Genomic DNA, 14,372 nt, shown 5'->3' with positions numbered 1-14,372 from the left:
AACGCCCATGACCGACCTGCCCGTCATCACCCACTGGATCGACGGGGCCCCCGTCGATGGAACCTCGACCCGGACTGCCCCGGTTTTCAACCCGGCCCTCGGCGCCGTCGCCAAGAACGTGCGCCTGGCGAGCACCGCGGATGTCGACACCGCCGTCGCGTCCGCGCAGGCGGCCTACCCCGGCTGGCGTGACACCTCCCAGGCCAGACGCCAGGGCATCATGTTCAACTTCCGCGAGCTGCTGAACGCGCGCAAGGGCGACCTGGCGGACATCCTCACCGCGGAACACGGCAAGGTGACCTCCGACGCCCTGGGCGAGATCATCCGTGGCCTCGAAGTGGTCGAGTTCGCGCTCGGCATGCCGCACCTGACCAAGGGGGAGTACTCCGAGAACGTGTCGACCGGCGTGGACGTCTACACGCTCCGCCAGCCGCTGGGGGTCGTGGGCATCATCAGCCCGTTCAACTTCCCGGCGATGGTGCCGCTCTGGTTCTTCCCGATCGCGATCGCGGCCGGCAACACGGTCGTGCTGAAGCCGAGCGAGAAGGACCCGTCGGCGTCGAACTGGCTGGCCGCGCTGATGACCGAAGCCGGCCTGCCCGACGGCGTGCTCAATGTCGTGCACGGCGACAAGGAAGCCGTGGACGCCCTGCTCGTGCACCCTAACGTGCAGGCCATCTCGTTCGTCGGGTCCACGCCGATCGCGAAGTACATCTACGAGACCGCGGCCCATCACGGCAAGCGAGTGCAGGCCCTCGGCGGTGCCAAGAACCACATGCTCGTGCTGCCGGACGCCGACCTGGACCTGGCCGCGGATGCCGCGGTCAACGCCGGTTTCGGCTCCGCCGGTGAGCGCTGCATGGCGATCAGCGTGGTGGTGGCCGTCGAACCGGTCGCCGACGACCTGGTCGCGAAGATCACCGAGCGCCTCACGGGCCTCAAGGTGGGCGACGGCATGCGCGGATGCGACATGGGGCCGCTGATCACGCAGGTGCACCGCGACAAGGTGGCCTCCTACATCGACGTGGCCCACACCGACGGCGCGGAGGTCGTCGTGGACGGCCGCGGCATCGAAGTCGACGGCGACGCGAGCGGCTTCTGGCTCGGCCCGACCCTCTTCGACAAGGTCAGCACGGACTCGGACGTCTACCTCGACGAGATCTTCGGGCCGGTGCTCTCCATTGTGCGGGTCGCCAGCTACGCCGAAGGGCTCGCACTGATCAACCGCAGCCGGTACGGCAACGGCACGGCCATCTTCACCAATGACGGCGGGGCGGCGCGCCGGTTCCAGAACGAGGTGCAGGTGGGCATGATCGGAATCAACGTGCCGATTCCCGTGCCGGTGGCATACCACTCCTTCGGTGGCTGGAAGGACTCCCTGTTCGGCGACGCGAAGGCATACGGCCCGGCCGGGATCGCGTTCTACACCCGCGAGAAGGCCGTCACGAGCCGCTGGCTCGACCCCAGCCACGGCGGCATCAACCTGGGCTTCCCGCAAAACGCCTAGCCGCACCGACCGCGCGCAATACCTGTTGAGGGCGGAAATCCGGGCCGGATTTCCGCCCTCCGTCGTGCGCCCCGGCGCGGTGCCGGAAACCTTGACGACCTCCCCCGGAGGTCCATCGTGGTAGCACCGCCAACGAGGGTGGTCACTGTAGGAGGCCCAGAATGAGAAAACTGAGGAAAAGAGTCGCGCTCCTGGCGATCGGATTGTGGGTTCTGCAGGGCACGGCGCTGGTCGACAAGCTGAAGGCGGACAACACCACCACCGGCATCATCATGATCAACGGATCGCCGACCGACGGCAACGCGGCCCTGTTCAAGAAGCGCGCTCACTCCGTCATCGACCCCAGCGGCATCCCGATCCTCGCCGAGTTCGAGACCCCCGACTGGAGCCCGGACAAGGCCCAGGAGTGGGCGGCCGGCCAGATCACCCAGTTCGGCCCGAAGATCCAGGGCGTGTACGCGGCGAACGACGGCACAGGGGGCGGCGCGATTGCGGCACTCAAGGCTGCCGCGTTCACGCCGATGCCCCCGGTGACCGGTCAGGACGCCGAGCTCGCGGCCATCCAGCGAATCGTCGCCGGAGACCAGTACATGACGGTGTACAAGGCCATCAAGCTGGAAGCCGAGAAGGCTGCGGAGCTGACGCACGCCCTCGCCCAGGGCGACACGCTCACGGGCGACACGGATGTCGACGGAACCCCGTCGACCCTGCTCACCCCGGTGGTCGTGACCGTGGACAACATCATGGAGACCGTGGTCAAGGACGGCTTCTACACGGTTGACGAGATCTGCACGTCGACCTATGCCGAGGCGTGCACGGCGGCCGGGATCAAGTAACGCCAGCACCGGCACCAGCAGACCGCCGGGCGGGGATCACCAGCAGGTGATTCTCGTCCGGCGCTGCACCAGCACGAAACGGACCAGCGCAAAGGACTCGCCATGACCCTGCCCTCGTCGTTGCCGACAGCCCCATTCCCGCCGGGGAGCTGGTCTTTTCACTGCGGGGGATAGACAAGAACTTCGGTGCCGTCCAGGCCCTGACCGCCGTCGACCTCGACATCTACAGCGGCGAGGTGGTCGCCCTCGTCGGTGACAACGGCGCAGGCAAGTCGACCCTGATCAAGATCCTCGCCGGCGTCTACGGCTCCGACGGAGGCACGATCATGCATCGCGACAAGCCGGTCTCGATCTCGAGCCCGTCCGAATCGAACGCCCTGGGCATCGCCACGGTCTACCAGGACCTGGCCCTCTGCGACAACCTCGACGTCGTCGCCAACCTCTTCCTGGGGCATGAGATCGGGGGCCGCGCCATCATCAACGAGGTGGAGATGGAGAAACGCTCCTGGAGCCTGATGCAGCAACTCTCCGCCCGGATTCCCTCCGTGCGGATTGCCGTGGCATCCCTCTCGGGCGGTCAACGCCAGACCGTGGCGATCGCCCGGTCGCTGATCGGGGAGCCGACCGTGGTGATCCTCGACGAGCCGACCGCGGCGCTGGGCGTCGCCCAGACCGCCGAGGTGCTGAACCTGATCGAGCGGCTGCGCTAGCGCGGGCTCGCCGTCGTTCTGATCAGCCACAATATGGCCGACGTCCAGGCGGTCGCCGACCGGGTCGTCGTGCTGCGCCTCGGGCGAAACAACGGCGAGTTCCGGATCGCCGACGTCACCTACGAGGACATCATCGCGGCCATCACCGGGGCGACGGACAACGCGGTCACGAGGCGCGCACAGGCGCGCAGTGCGGAGGAAGCGTCATCATGACGACCCCGACAATTCCCACGTCAGAGCCGCCGGCCGTCGCGGCGGACCGGCAGGACGAACGGCTCATCCAGCGCAAGGCTGGCCGCTGGCGCTCGCGATCCTGTCGTCGATCGTCGCCGGGATGCTCGTCGGCCTGCTCTACGGCTTCCTGTTCACCCGGTTCGGGGTGCCGAGCTTCGTGATCACCCTGGCCGGTCTGCTCGGCTTCCTCGGCCTGCAACTCTGGGTCCTCGGCAAAACCGGGTCGATCAACATCCCCTTCGATTCCTGGATCGTGCAGTTCGCCCAGCAATGGTTCCTGCCCGACTGGCTGTCCTACGTGCTCGTCGTGCTCACCGTCCTGGTCTTCGCCGCACAGCTGGTCTTCATCGCCCGGCGGCGCACCAAAGCGGAGTTGACCGCGATTTCGACGACCTCCATCGTGGCACGCAGCGTGGGGCTCCTGGTGGTGCTCGGGGTGCCCACCTGGTATCTCAACCAGGCCCGTGGGGTGGGCCTGATGTTCCTCCTGTTCCTCGTGCTCGTGGTCGTGATGAACTTCTTCCTGCTGCGCACCCGGTAGGGGAGGGCCGTGTACGCCATCGGCGGCAACGTCGAAGCCGCGCGCCGGGCCGGCATCAAGGTGAAAGCCGTCTACCTCTCGGTCTTCATGCTCTGCTCGACCTTTGCGGCGGTCGGCGGGGTGCTCGCGGCCGGCCGCCTGGCCGCAGCCAACCAGGGCAGCGGCGGCGGCGACACGAACCTCAACGCCATCGCCGCGGCGGTGATCGGCGGGGCCAGCCTGTTCGGCGGTCGCGGCAGCGCGTACTCGGCGTTGCTGGGCATCCTCGTGATCCAGTCGATCTCCAGCGGCCTGACCCTGATGAACCTCGACTCGTCGATCCGGTACATGATCACCGGCGCAGTGCTGCTGCTCGCCGTGATCGTGGACTCCCTGTCCCGTCGCACCCGCGTCTCCCACGGCCGCGCCTGACGCCCGTCCCTGTTCTCCGCACTGCGCGGCCAACTTTCGCTGCCGCGAGGAGGGGTGAGAGGGGCGCGGTCAGGGGGCCGGGGCGATCGCCGCGTGCGTGGCCTGCACCCGGGCGGCCTCGGTGCGCAGCACGTCGACGACGGTGCGCACGGCCAGGCGCTCGGCCCGGTCGGGGCGCATCAGAGCCACGATCTGCCGCTCGGCATCGACCCCGCGCAGGGGCTTGAGCACGAGCCGCCCCGGTTGGTCGCCGCCCCAGGTGTAGCGAGGCACGAGTGCGATGCCGAGTCCGGCCACGACGAAGGCCTCGATCACCCTCAGGTCGGCAAACTGTTGGGCGACGATGACGGGGCTGCCGGCCTTCTGCTCGATCTGGTGCAGGATGCGCTCGAACGGGTAGCCGTGCGGCGCGCCGATCCAGGTCTCACCGACGACGTCGGCCGGGGTGAGCCAGGTGCGGGTGGCCAGCCGGTGGTCGGCCGGGAGTCCCACGTCGAGAGGCTCGGTCATCAGCGGCACGACCGTCAGGCCGCGGCCGCCCCAGGGCAGCTGGCCGCGCAGGCTGTAGGCGAGCACGATGTCGAACTCCGCCGTCAGCGCGGGGAAGTCGCTCAGCTCGGGGTCCTTGTCGGTGCAGTTCACGACGAGCCCGGGCACCGCGGCCACTTCCCGCAGTGCGCCGGGCAGCAGCATCTCGCCCGCGGTCGGGAACGTGACCAGGCTGACCTCGCCGGTGGCGTCGTTGCGGAACTCGTCCCAGACCGCCGTGGCGCGGGCGAGGGCGACCGCCACATTCGTGGCGCTGCGGGCCAGGGCGCGTCCGGCATCCGTCAAAATCAGGCCGCGCCCGCTGCGCTCGGTGAGAGGCAGACCGGCCTCCCGTTCGAGCACTTTCAGCTGCTGGGAGACCGCCGACGGGGTGCGGTGCGTGGCCCGGGCGACCTCGGTGATGCTGTGGCGCTCGGCCAATTCCCGGAGTAGTTCGAGCCGTTGCACATCCATGTAGCTAAGCTACACACTCCCTGCAGAATAATACGATTGTGCTGCAAAGTTAAAGGTGGTGAAATAAAAATGTCGAACTCGTGCAATGGTGCCTCCGTCTCCCCGACATCCGCCTCCATTCTCGAAAGGTACGACCGTGTTTGCTCTCCTCGCCGTTCTCGTTCTCATTGTGATCTCCTCCCTCGTCGCCGTCGTGGTCGACGTTCACAAGGATGGCTACCGTCGCGTGCCCGAGCGCAAGCTCGTTCGCATCTTCTAGTCGATTCGGTTCCACCCGGTCAGAGCCGCGTCCTCCCTCGAGTGGACCGGCCGGCCGATGGCCTAAAGTTGGTCCTGTGACCGATACCCGCCAGCAACTCATCGACTACATCTCAGCCGACGCCGTTTTTCATGGTGACTTCACCCTCACCAGCGGCAAGAAGGCGACGTACTACGTCGACCTGCGCAGGGTCAGCCTCGACCACCGCGTCGCACCGCTGATCGGTCAGGTCATGCTCGACCTGATAGCCGATATCCCGGATGTCGCCGCGGTCGGCGGCATGACCATGGGCGCCGACCCCGTGGCCGCGGCCATCCTGCACCAGGGTGCGGCGCGCGGGGCCGCGTACGACGCCTTCGTCGTGCGCAAGGAGCCCAAGGACCACGGCCGCGGCCGACAGGTCGAAGGGCCCGACCTCGCGGGCAAGCGTGTCGTCGTCCTCGAGGACACCTCCACCACCGGAGGATCTCCGTTGGCCGCGATCGAGGCGCTGCTCAAGGTCGGGGCGATCATCGCCGGCGTCGCCGTGGTCGTCGACCGCAACACCGGCGCGCGCGAAGTGATCGAAGCCGCTGGCTACCCGTACTACTACGCGATCGGCCTTGAGGACCTGGGGCTGAACTAGTGCCGCTCGACGAGGTTCCGGGCGACGAGGAACCGAAGGCCAGGGCGTCGAATTCCCGGGCGTCGAAAGACGAGGCGCCCGCCGAAGACGGCATGGACTGGCTCGCCTCGCAACTCGGCGGCGGGGCCAGGCCCGGCACGCCCGACGAATTCACCCCGCGGCGGTCGATCCATATCCCCCGGTGGCCGAAACCCGGGCAGGCAGCCGAACCGGCCCCGCCGGTGCCGCCCGTCGATGCCCACCCCAAAACCGCCGGCTTTCTGTGGGGCCTGAAGCCCACCACCCAGACCGATCCTCGGCTCAAGAGCGTCCGGCCGGTGCCCGCCGCTGCGGTTCCTGCAGCCGACCCGCCCGTTGCGGTTCCTGCAGCCGACCCGCCCGCCGGGTCTGAACCGTTCCGGCCCGGTCACCCCGGCCCGTCCACGGATGCCGCCTCCTCGCCGCCGCGTCTCGCGGACCTTGCACCCGCACCGCTCGTTCCCGCATATCTCGCTCCCGCGCCGAACGCGCCGGCCCCGGCACGCGCGGCGACTCCTGCAGCATCCGTGCCGGCCGATCCGACGCCTGACCGGAGCGTCGACCCTGACTCGGGCCTGGCTCCGGCCGTGCCCACCGGCTCCGGCTCCGCCGTGCCCAGCGGAACCCGCATCATCCGCTCGCAGGCGGACCTCGAGCCGGCGCCCTGGTGGACAACCCTCACCCAGTCCCCGCTCGTGCCCACTGCCGAGGAAACCGCTGCCGCAGACCTGATCGCCGGCGTGACTCGCACGCCCGCGGCACCCGCGGCACCCGCGCCGCTCGAGGCCTCGGATGCGCTCCCGGCTCCGGTCTCGGCCCGCAGCCGGTTCCGCGCCTGGTCCGCCGCGGCCGGTACGGCAGCGTCCGCGGCCACGGCCGCCGCAACTGCCGCCGCCTCCGCAGCGGTGGCCTCGGTCGCCGCCTCAGCCTCCCCCGGCTCATACGCAGGTGGCGCTGCGGGCGCCGGAGGCGCTGCCGTGACAGGAGCCGCCGCGCCCAACGGAACGGCGCCCGGGGCTGCCGAGGCCGCCGGACCTGAGGCCTGGCCCGGAAATGCCACGCCCGTCATCACTACTGCGCCTGCTGTTGCGCCTCCGTTGCCCGCTGGCGGTGCCCGCGCGACAACGCCCGCTGAGCCTTCTGAGGCATCCGTTGCCCTCACCACCACGTCCGCCGGCACGCACGCCTTACCGGCCGCCGCACATGCCGACCCGGGCGGCCGGCCGCCGACCGGTTCCACCGCCTCGCGCGGGGGCTCGGCCCGCCCGCCGATCGACATCAAGAAGTCGCTGCCGTGGATCATCGCCGGCGTCATTCTCGTGGTCGTGCTGGGCGCCTTCTTCTTCATCGGACAGAGCCTGGGAGGCGACCCGACACCGGTCGCGGCGCCCACGATGAGCGCCGGCAGCACGCCGATGGCCACCCCGACGCCGACCCCGACGCCCACGCCCGAGGTCACCGGACCGCAGCCAGCCGGCGTGCACCAGTGGAACACCCTGTTCGGCGGCGAATGCCTCGAGCCCTACGTGTCGCCCTGGGAGGAGGAGTTCACGGTTTCGGACTGTGGCGCCCCGCACTCCGCGCAGCTCGTGTACCGGGGGGTGTTCGCCGGTGACGACACCACGGCCTTCCCCGGGGAGGCCGAGCTTGCCGGTCAGATCAACGTGCTCTGCAGCACCCCCGGCGTGATCGACCTGGCCGCGGCCGGGGCCTTCCCCGACCTGCAGGTGCAGGGCAGCTACCCGATCACCGAACTGCAGTGGACCGGCGGCCCCCGGTCCTACTACTGCTTCGTGAGCCGGTCTTCCGGCAAGCCGCTCACGGTGAGCCTCGCGGGTCCCGGCCCCGCCCCTGCCGCCTGACGAATTCGACGGAGATTTTGCCGAAATAGGCCAGTTCAGGTCCAAAACGGTGTTTTTAGGGCCGAATCTCCGTCGAATTCGTTAGCGGCAGCGGCAGCAGGGGTGATCAGCGGGGCGGCGCGGGACGGGCTCAGATCTCGTCTGACTCCTGCGGCTCCGCGGAGACGAGCTCGTGCACGCCGGCGAGGATCTCGTCCGGTCGGAACGGGTAACGGCTCACCTCGGCGGCGTCACTGATGCCGGTCATCACCAGGATGGTGTGCAGCCCGGCCTCGATCCCGGCGATGATGTCGGTGTCCATCCGGTCGCCGATCATGGCCGTGTTCTCGGAGTGTGCGCCGATCTTGTTCATCGCCGAGCGGAACATCATCGGGTTCGGCTTGCCGACCACGTACGGCTCCATCCCGGTGGCCTTGGTGATCAGGGCAGAGATCGCGCCCGTGGCCGGCAGCGGGCCGTCGGCGCTGGGACCGGTCGCATCCGGGTTCGTCGCAATGAAGCGGGCCCCGGCCAGCAGCAGACGGATCGCCTTGGTGATGGCCTCGAACGAGTAGTTGCGGGTCTCGCCGACCACGACGTAGTCGGGATTCGTCTCGGTCATGATGAAACCGGCCTCGTGCAGCGCGGTCGTGAGGCCCACCTCGCCGATGACGAACGCGGTGCCGCCCGGCGCCTGCGACTTCAGGAAGTCCGCGGTCGCCAGGGCCGACGTCCAGATGCGGTCCTCCGGCACGTTCAGGCCCGACGCGCGCAGGCGGGCGCTCAGATCCCGCGGCGTGAAGATGGAATTGTTGGTCAGCACCAGGAACGGCGTCCCGGCGTCGCTCCACTGCTCCAGCAACTCCGCCGCACCCGGCAGCGGGCTGTTCTCATGCACGAGCACGCCGTCCATGTCGGTCAGCCAGCATTCGATCTCGTCACGGCTAGTCATTGGGTGCTCCCTCGGTTCACGGTCCAGACTATCGGGGCGAGGTTTCGCGCTGGTTACTTTGTCAGCCAGATCGATCGGGCCGCCGACTGCGTCAGGTGACGGATGCCCCCGGCCGGCAGGCGCACGGCGAACTGTTCGTCCACCGTCAGTCGGGTTCCCGGCCGGATCCCGTCGGCGCCGAGGCCCCGCAGGATGGCCGGGTCGCGGTCGCTGATGCGCAGCACGGTCCCGACGTGGCCGGGGGCGGCGTCCGCCAGCAGTACCGCGGGGGCGCGCACCAGCGTGCCGTCGGCCGCGGGGATCGGGTCGCCGTGCGGGTCCGCGGCGGGGTGCCCGAGGCGGTCGTCGATCGCCGCCAGCAACCGGTCGGAGAGCGCGTGCTCGAGGATCTCCGCCTCGTCGTGCACCTGGTCCCAGTCGTACCCCATCTCCCGCACGAGCCAGGTCTCGATCAGCCGATGGCGGCGCACCACGGCGGTCGCGCCGAGGACACCGGCCGTCGTCAGGGTGAGCGGCCCGTAGGGCACATGGGTGATCAGTCCGGCCGCGGCCAGCTTCTTCACCATCTCGGTGACGGAGGACGGCGCGACGCCCAGGCGCAGCGCCAGCACCGACGGAGTGATCGGGTCAGGTTGCCATTCGGTGTGCGCGTAGATGGTCTTGAGGTAGTCCTCGGTCGCGGGGCTGGTCAGCGCCATGGAGTCAGGCGCCCGCGAAGACGAGGACGAGCAGCACCACGTTCAGCGCCACGAGCAGCAGGGCGGCGAGAGCGCCGGCGGCGGTCGTGAACCAGCGGTTGCGGTACTCCCCGAGAACGCCGCGCTGAGCGGTGAGCCACACCAGCGGGATCAGCGCGAAGGGGATGCCGAACGAGAGCACCACCTGGCTGAGCACGAGGGCCTCGGTCGGGTCGAACCCGCCGCCCAGGATGACCAGGGCCGGGATCAACGTGACCACGCGCCGCAGCAGCAGCGGCACCCGCAGCCGCAGCAGGCCGTGCATGATCTCCGCTCCGGCATACGCGCCGACCGACGTGGACGCCAGCCCGGACGCGAGCAGCCCCACCGCGAACACGGTCGCGACGATGGGCCCCAGCGTGTCTCGCAGGGCCAGGTAGGCGCCCTCAAGGGTGTCGGTCCCCGGCGCGCCCTGCAGCGCGGATGCCGCGAGCAGCAGGATCGACAGGTTCACCGTTCCGGCGATCACCATGGCGATGGAGACATCCCACTTGGTGGCCCAGAGCAGGCGCGGGGTCGCGGCGTCGGTGCCCACGGAGGGGAACCGGTCCCGCGTCAGGGCGGAGTGCGCGTAGATGGCGTGCGGCATGATCGTCGCGCCGAGGATCGAGGCGGCCAGGAGCACCGAGTTGGACCCGTCGAAGCGCGGCACGAGCCCGGCCAGCACCCCGGCCGGGTCCGGTGGGGCGAAGAAGACCCCGGCGGTGAACCCCACCGTGATGATGAGCAGGAGCGCCATGATGACCCGCTCGAAGACGCGGGGCCCTCGCCGGGTCTGCACGCCCAGCACCACCATGGAGATGACCCCGGTGATCACGCCGCCGGCCAGCAGGGGCAGGTCGAAGAGCAGGTAGAGCGCCACCGCGCCGCCGATGATCTCGGCCAGGTCGGTGGCCATCGCCACCAGTTCCGCCTGGAGCCAGTAGAGCCGGCGGGCCAGGGGGTGACGGATGCGCGCCCCGAGGATCTCCGGCAGGCTCGTGCCCGTGACGATCCCGAGCTTGGCGGAGAGGTACTGGATCAGCCAGGCCATCACGTTGCCGGCCACGACCACCCACACTAGCAGGTAGCCGTAGCGGGCGCCGGCCGTCATGTTGCTGGCCACGTTGCCGGGGTCCAGGTACGCGACGCCGGCGACGAGGGCCGGCCCGAGCAGCCAGAGCAGGCGGGTGGAGGCGACGGTGGTCGGGCGATCGGTCACCGGGGCAGCCGGCGCATCCGTTTTAGGCATGCCGAAATCTTACGTCGGATTTAGGGAGCCCGAAAGGGTGGGTCCGGCCGGGCAGGATACGGTGGAGCGGTGCCAGAACCGCAGAACCCCACGCCCGAACTGTCCACCTACGGCGTCGGACCCTGGCAGGGGGAACTGCCCGAGGAGTCGTTCTACGACCCGGAGCTGCTCGAGCGCGGTGACACCCGCAACGTGATCGACCGGTACCGGTACTGGTCGATGGAGGCCATCGTCGCCGACCTGGACCAGAAACGGCACCCGTTCCACGTGGCCATCGAGAACTGGCAGCACGACATGAACATCGGCTCGATCGTGCGCAGCGCGAACGCCTTCGCCGCCGACACGGTGCACATCATCGGCCGCAAGCGCTGGAACAAGCGCGGCGCCATGGTGACCGACCGGTACCAGCACGTGCTGCACCACCCGGATGTCGCATCCCTCGTCGAGTGGGCCGAAACGGCGGACCTGCCGATCATCGCGATCGACAACGTGCCGGGCAGCGTGATCATCGAGACCTTCAGTTTCCCCGAGCGCTGCGTGCTGCTCTTCGGCCAGGAGGGCCCCGGCCTGTCCGGGGAGGCGATCGACGCCGCCGACGCCGTCGTGGAGATCAGCCAGTTCGGGTCCACCCGCTCGATCAACGCCTCCGCCGCGGCCGCCGTCACCATGCACAACTGGGTGCTGCAGCACCGGTTCTCCAAGCTTTAGGTCTAGCGTTGGGTCATGACCTCGATCACTGACGATCTCCCCGCCCGACTGCTGCACGAAGAGCACGAAGGGTGGCAGGCGATCCTCGCCGGCCGCGGCGGCGCCTACTACCGGAGCACGATGACCAGCGACGGGCTGCTGATCCTGCCGGGCCGGGTCGTCACCCGCGACGAGGCCCCCGCCTTCTTCCAGGCACTCGCCCCGGTCACGAGCTACAAGCTGCGCGACCCGGCCGTCGTGCGGCTGAACGATCATGCCGGCGTGCTGGTCTACCGGCTCATCGCCCACCGTGGCGACGAGGTGACCGAAGCGAACGCGTCGACGACCTATGTCTTCAAGGACGGCGGCTGGTGCGTCGCGGCGCACCAGCAGACCGCGATCTAGGCGGCGTCTTCCCGGAGTCTGCGGGGCGTGTTCGCCGCGCCCTCCTGGGTGTCCGTCCGCCGCGCCGAGGCCGGGTTGTCAACCCTCCGGCCGCGGGCTACCGTGCTGAGCAAACACGGTAGAAGGGACTCCCGCCATGGCTGATTTCGGTAATGAAGGACTCGCGGAGCTGTTCCGTCGACCCGGTTCGGTGTCAAGCGCTTACGTGGACGTGACCCAGGATGCCCAGAATCCCCGGCGCACCTCCGCCCTGCGCCAGCGCACCCTGCGCGAGGCGCTGACCGCGGCCGGTGCGCCGGAGATCGACGCCAGCACCATCATCGAGCTGAGCGAGGAGCCGCCCGGGGTGGGCGGCCCGATGGGTCGGCTGATGGTCGTGCGGCAGGGTGTGGCGGAGATCAACGAGGTGCTCTCGGGGGAGCCGCTCGGCGACCTGCTGGTCTCCTACGGGCCGGTGCCCAACCTGATGCCCCTGCTCATCCATCGCCCACGGGACCTCAGCTACGTGGTGGCCGAGGTCGGGCGGGACGGCGGCGAGATCACGCTCTACCGGCTGAGTCGCCCGCATCCGGTCTCCAGGGTGAAGGTGGAGGGCGACACCGAATTCCTCACGAAGGTCGGGTCCGAAGACGACTTCCTCGCAAATGGGCGCTACCAGCACCACACCGAGGAGGTATGGAAGCGCAACGAGGGCCAGATCGCCGCCGCGATCGACGAGATCGTGCAGGACAGCAAGGCCGAACTGCTCGTGCTCACCGGCGACGTGCGTGCGCGGCAGCTTCTCGTCGACCAGCTTTCGCCGGTTAGCCGCGAGGTGCTGCACGTCGTGCCCACGAACACCCGCCCGGGCGGTGCCACGCAGGAGGAACTCGAAACCGACCTGAACCGCCACCTCGCGGCGATTCTCGCGCGGGAGGAGCACGATGTTCTCGAGCGGCTGGGGACGGGACAGGGCAGCGGCCTCTCTGAGATGGACTTCGCGGCCGTGGTGCGCGCACTCCAGCAGAGCCAGGTCGACGTGCTGCTGCTGGCCCCTGATCGGACGCCGGCGGAGACCCTGATCGCCCTCGACCGCGAGCCCTGGCTGGCAGCCACCTCGGCAGAGGCCCTCGGCGCCGGCGAGCTCGGCTCGGTGCCGGCCGCCGACGCCCTGGTCCGCGCGGCGATCCTGACGGATGCGCGGGTGATCGTGGTATCGGCCGGTGAACTGCCGGTCGAGACGAGCGCTGCCGCCCTGCTGCGCTGGTCCACCCTCCCGTCTTCGGCCGAAGCGGCTCCCGCCGAGGAGTCGGAACGGCCGGCGGTGCCCAGCCGCGGCGACGCGGTGACATTCCCGCGTCGTCGCGCCACCTCCCGCCCCGAGGAGTAGCAGGACGACTGGAGACGAAGAGGCCGGCGGCCTAGCCGATCAGGCTGGGCCGCAGGTCGCGCAGGGTGCGGAAATGCGTCATCCGGGTCACGCCGATGAAAGCGAGCACCAGGGCGCCGGCCAGCCAGAGCAGCAGCACGCCGGCATCGGACCAGGCCGTGGCCGGGTTTCCGCCGTACATCAACTGACGGATGCCGTCGACGGCATAACTCATCGGCACCACGTGGTGGAGCCAGGCCAGCGGCGCGGGCAGGGTCTGCCAGGGGAAGGTGCCGCCGGCGGTCACGAGCTGCACCACCATCAGCACGAGGCCGATGAACTGACCGACGCTGCCGAGCCAGACGTTCAGGGCGAGGATGATCGCCGCGAACGCCAGGGCGGCCAGGCCCATCATCAGGTACGTGCCGGCCGGGTTGTGCACCTCGAACTTCAGCACGCCGGCCAGGATCGCGAACAGGGCGGCCATCTGGGCCATCCCGAGCAGGCCGGGCGTGAGCCAGCCGGCCACCGTGATCCGCACGGGAGAGTGCAGGGCGGTGATGGCCCGCCGGGAGACCGGCTTCACGATCAGGAACAACGCGTAGATGCCGATCCAGCCGGCCAGGCTGGCGAAGAACGGGGCCAGCCCGGCGCCGTAGGTGCCGGCCGAGGTCACGGCCGCGGTCTGCAGTGAGACCGGGTCGGCGATCGTCGACCCCTGCAGGGAGCGGGTGGTCGCAGTCGAGTCCGGGATGCTGGTGACGCCGGTGGCCAGGCCGTCCCGCAGCGTCCCCGCGCCGGTTTGGAGCTCGCCGAGACCGTCCCGCAGGCTGCCGACCCCTGCCGACAGTGAGGACGCTCCGGTGGCGGCGCTGTCGGCCCCGGTGGCGGCGGCCACGGCTCCGTCGTGGGTCTGCCGGGCTCCGTCGGCGAGGTTCCCGGCGCCGACGGCGGCCTGGCCGGCCCCGGCGGCCGCCGCTGCGGCCCCGGTCGACGTCTTCTCGGCGCCGGCTGCCAGCGCGGCGGCG

The 14,372-nt window shown here is 69.7% G+C and carries 15 protein-coding genes and 1 pseudogene; 11 read left to right on the top strand and 5 right to left on the bottom strand.

Features of this window, described 5'->3' with window-relative positions:
* The first annotated feature begins 7 nt into the window (after window positions 1-7).
* From E3T24_RS01355 to E3T24_RS17770, 5 genes and pseudogenes are all read left to right on the top strand, one after another.
* The gene (locus E3T24_RS01355) at window positions 8-1,507 is read left to right on the top strand and encodes a CoA-acylating methylmalonate-semialdehyde dehydrogenase (RefSeq protein ID WP_134403231.1); all 1,500 of its coding nucleotides are present in this window, start codon (window positions 8-10) and stop codon (window positions 1,505-1,507) included.
* Between the two features lie 161 nt (window positions 1,508-1,668).
* Window positions 1,669-2,343 carry a substrate-binding domain-containing protein gene (locus tag E3T24_RS01350; RefSeq protein WP_134411292.1) on the top strand — a complete coding sequence of 225 codons (675 nt, stop codon included), beginning with the start codon at window positions 1,669-1,671 and terminating at the stop codon, window positions 2,341-2,343.
* A gap of 134 nt (window positions 2,344-2,477) precedes the next feature.
* Window positions 2,478-3,266: pseudogene (locus E3T24_RS01345) on the top strand (ATP-binding cassette domain-containing protein).
* A gap of 121 nt (window positions 3,267-3,387) precedes the next feature.
* On the top strand, window positions 3,388-3,828 hold the full coding sequence (locus E3T24_RS17775; protein ID WP_241978584.1) for a hypothetical protein: 441 nt from the start codon (window positions 3,388-3,390) through the stop codon (window positions 3,826-3,828).
* Between the two features lie 9 nt (window positions 3,829-3,837).
* Window positions 3,838-4,239, top strand: a complete 402-nt coding sequence (locus tag E3T24_RS17770; protein ID WP_241978583.1) for a hypothetical protein — start codon at window positions 3,838-3,840, stop codon at window positions 4,237-4,239.
* A 69-nt stretch (window positions 4,240-4,308) separates the two neighbouring features.
* Here the strand turns inward: E3T24_RS17770 and E3T24_RS01335 are convergent, their stop codons facing one another.
* Entirely contained in the window at window positions 4,309-5,241 is a 933-nt protein-coding gene (locus tag E3T24_RS01335) for a LysR family transcriptional regulator (protein ID WP_134367931.1), read from the bottom strand.
* Between the two features lie 136 nt (window positions 5,242-5,377).
* Between E3T24_RS01335 and E3T24_RS18145 the strand changes: the two genes are divergently transcribed.
* The 3 genes from E3T24_RS18145 to E3T24_RS01325 all read left to right on the top strand — a co-directional run bounded on the left by E3T24_RS18145 (window position 5,378) and on the right by E3T24_RS01325 (window position 8,005).
* A complete protein-coding gene (locus E3T24_RS18145) occupies window positions 5,378-5,500 on the top strand; it encodes a hypothetical protein (RefSeq protein ID WP_255572883.1) in 123 nt (40 codons plus the stop codon).
* A 76-nt stretch (window positions 5,501-5,576) separates the two neighbouring features.
* Window positions 5,577-6,125 (top strand): orotate phosphoribosyltransferase, encoded by a 549-nt coding sequence (gene pyrE, locus E3T24_RS01330; protein WP_134367929.1) that lies wholly within the window; start codon window positions 5,577-5,579, stop codon window positions 6,123-6,125.
* Window positions 6,125-8,005, top strand: coding sequence for a hypothetical protein (locus E3T24_RS01325; RefSeq protein WP_134411296.1), 1,881 nt, complete (start codon window positions 6,125-6,127; stop codon window positions 8,003-8,005). The genes pyrE and E3T24_RS01325 overlap by 1 nt, the downstream gene beginning before the upstream one ends.
* Before the next feature lie 130 nt (window positions 8,006-8,135).
* Here E3T24_RS01325 and E3T24_RS01320 read toward each other — a convergent pair whose 3' ends face one another.
* Genes E3T24_RS01320 through E3T24_RS01310 form a run of 3 tightly spaced genes read right to left on the bottom strand, consistent with a single transcriptional unit; the run spans window position 8,136 to window position 10,904 of the window.
* Window positions 8,136-8,936, bottom strand: a complete 801-nt coding sequence (locus E3T24_RS01320; protein ID WP_134367925.1) for an HAD-IIA family hydrolase — start codon at window positions 8,934-8,936, stop codon at window positions 8,136-8,138.
* A gap of 53 nt (window positions 8,937-8,989) precedes the next feature.
* Window positions 8,990-9,634: a metal-dependent transcriptional regulator gene (locus E3T24_RS01315; protein ID WP_166789130.1), complete on the bottom strand. Its 645-nt coding sequence runs from the start codon at window positions 9,632-9,634 to the stop codon at window positions 8,990-8,992.
* Between the two features lie 4 nt (window positions 9,635-9,638).
* Window positions 9,639-10,904: an Nramp family divalent metal transporter gene (locus E3T24_RS01310; RefSeq protein WP_134367923.1), complete on the bottom strand. Its 1,266-nt coding sequence runs from the start codon at window positions 10,902-10,904 to the stop codon at window positions 9,639-9,641.
* 69 nt (window positions 10,905-10,973) lie between these two features.
* Between E3T24_RS01310 and E3T24_RS01305 the strand changes: the two genes are divergently transcribed.
* From E3T24_RS01305 to E3T24_RS01295, 3 genes are all read left to right on the top strand, one after another.
* Entirely contained in the window at window positions 10,974-11,612 is a 639-nt protein-coding gene (locus tag E3T24_RS01305) for an RNA methyltransferase (RefSeq protein WP_134434204.1), read from the top strand.
* 15 nt (window positions 11,613-11,627) lie between these two features.
* Window positions 11,628-11,996, top strand: coding sequence for a DUF4440 domain-containing protein (locus tag E3T24_RS01300; protein WP_134367919.1), 369 nt, complete (start codon window positions 11,628-11,630; stop codon window positions 11,994-11,996).
* Between the two features lie 136 nt (window positions 11,997-12,132).
* Window positions 12,133-13,365: a hypothetical protein gene (locus E3T24_RS01295; protein WP_134367917.1), complete on the top strand. Its 1,233-nt coding sequence runs from the start codon at window positions 12,133-12,135 to the stop codon at window positions 13,363-13,365.
* 31 nt (window positions 13,366-13,396) lie between these two features.
* On the opposite strand, the gene E3T24_RS01290 is transcribed toward E3T24_RS01295, so the two are convergent.
* A partial coding sequence (locus E3T24_RS01290; protein ID WP_166789150.1) for a YhgE/Pip family protein occupies window positions 13,397-14,372 on the bottom strand: 976 nt, incomplete at its 5' end.

Origin of the sequence: Cryobacterium sp. TmT2-59 (genome assembly GCF_004403545.1) — a bacterium.
GTDB lineage: Bacteria > Actinomycetota > Actinomycetes > Actinomycetales > Microbacteriaceae > Cryobacterium > Cryobacterium shii.
This window is presented reverse-complemented; position numbering and strand designations above follow the sequence as displayed.